The organism is Mesorhizobium sp. WSM4828 (assembly GCF_055811175.1).
Genome location: NZ_JBVVQK010000084.1, coordinates 1 through 1,540, shown reverse-complemented (window position 1 = coordinate 1,540; position 1,540 = coordinate 1). Strand labels below are relative to the sequence as shown.

Below are 1,540 nucleotides of genomic sequence, written 5' to 3'. Positions count from 1 at the left end.
CGTGAAGAGTTTCGGGCGCCGGCAGGCGTACGAAAGTCCCCGAGGAAGGAACCCGCGGGCCACAGGCGATGGCTATGGGGATTTCGGATTTCGGCAGATGTCGGCGATGGCGCGACCGCCGTCGGGAAGCTCTGGGGTGAATGCGGACAGACCGCATCGTTGCGCCTCCGCGCGGTGCTGTTGGAACGGTGGGCGGCCTGACGCGGCCCAATCGGCACCGATGATCACCATGGATGCGCGTGGGTTCGCCGCCGGAGGCTGAGTGCCTGCGGCTGAAGTCTGAACTATGCCATGCCGGGTCATGGCGTGCTGCTCCCGCTCGACGGGGAGCCGTGTGGCGGTCCGCGCGGCTGCCTCCATCGTTCGAACACTTCGATCACGATCATGCGGCCGCCGCAGCATGGGCATGGCGGACGGAAGTTGTCTGGTTCCGCCGATGGATCGTTCGTGGCGGGAGGCGCGGCCGCGAGCAGTTGGCGGACGAGTGCGAGGCAGTCCTTGCGAGCAGAGCCGGCAAGCAGGCCGCAATGCCGGATGCGGTGGAATCCCTTTGGCAACACGTGGAGCAGGAAGCGGCGGATGAACTCGTCGGGGCCCAGCGTCATGACCTGCTGGCGATCGGCGCCGTCGCGGCGGTAGTCCTTGTAGCGGAAGGTGACGCCGGTCTCGTCGAAGCGGATGAGACGGCTGTTCGAGATGGCGACCCGGTGGGTGTAGCGCGACAGGTAGGCGAGCACCGCCTCCGGTCCGGCGAAGGGCGCCTTGGTGTAGATAACCCAGCGCTTCTTCCGGACCGACGACAGATGGCGCAGGAATGCCCGCCGTTCCGCGAGTTGGGCAATTGCGCCGAAGAAGGCGAGCCGGCCAGCGTCGTACAGCGCGACCAACCGGGAGAGGAACAGGCGACGGAACAACTTGCCGAGCACGCGCACCGGCAGCAGGAAGCCCGGACGCGACGATATCCACCGGCTTCCGTCCGGCGAGATGCCACCGCCCGGCACGATCATGTGCACGTGCGGATGGTGTGTCATCGCCGAGCCCCAGGTATGGAGCACTGCGGTGATGCCGATGCGCGCGCCGAGATGCTTCGGATCCGCCGCAATCGTCAGCATCGTCTCCGATGCCGCCTTGAACAGCAGGTCGTAGACCAGCGCCTTGTTGTGGAAGGCGATGTCGCCAACCTCGGCAGGCAGGGTGAACACGACATGGAAGTAGCCGACCGGCAGTAGATCGGCCTCGCGCTTGGCAAGCCATGTCCGCGCCGTAGCACCCTGGCACTTCGGGCAGTGCCGGTTGCGGCAGGAGTTGTAGGCGATGCGCCACTGGCCGCAGTCCTCGCAGGCTTCGACATGCCCGCCGAGGGCCGCGGTGCGGCAGTGCTCGATCGCCGACATGACCTTGAGCTGGGCGAGGCTCAGATGCCCGGCATGGGCGGCCCGGTAGGCGGACCCGGCAGTGCGGAAGATGTCGGCAACCTCGATCGAGGCGCGCACGCTCAGCCGTCGGGTGCGATCTCTTCCGGCTTGAAGAGGCCAAGCTT

The 1,540-nt window shown here is 66.9% G+C and carries 1 protein-coding gene; it reads right to left on the bottom strand.

All coding sequences use genetic code 11. The features are described 5' to 3' along the window. Nucleotides 1-299 precede the first annotated feature (299 nt). Nucleotides 300-1,493, bottom strand: a complete 1,194-nt coding sequence (locus tag AC0L2X_RS32350; RefSeq protein WP_473601200.1) for an IS91 family transposase — start codon at nucleotides 1,491-1,493, stop codon at nucleotides 300-302. Nucleotides 1,494-1,540: the final 47 nt, after the last annotated feature.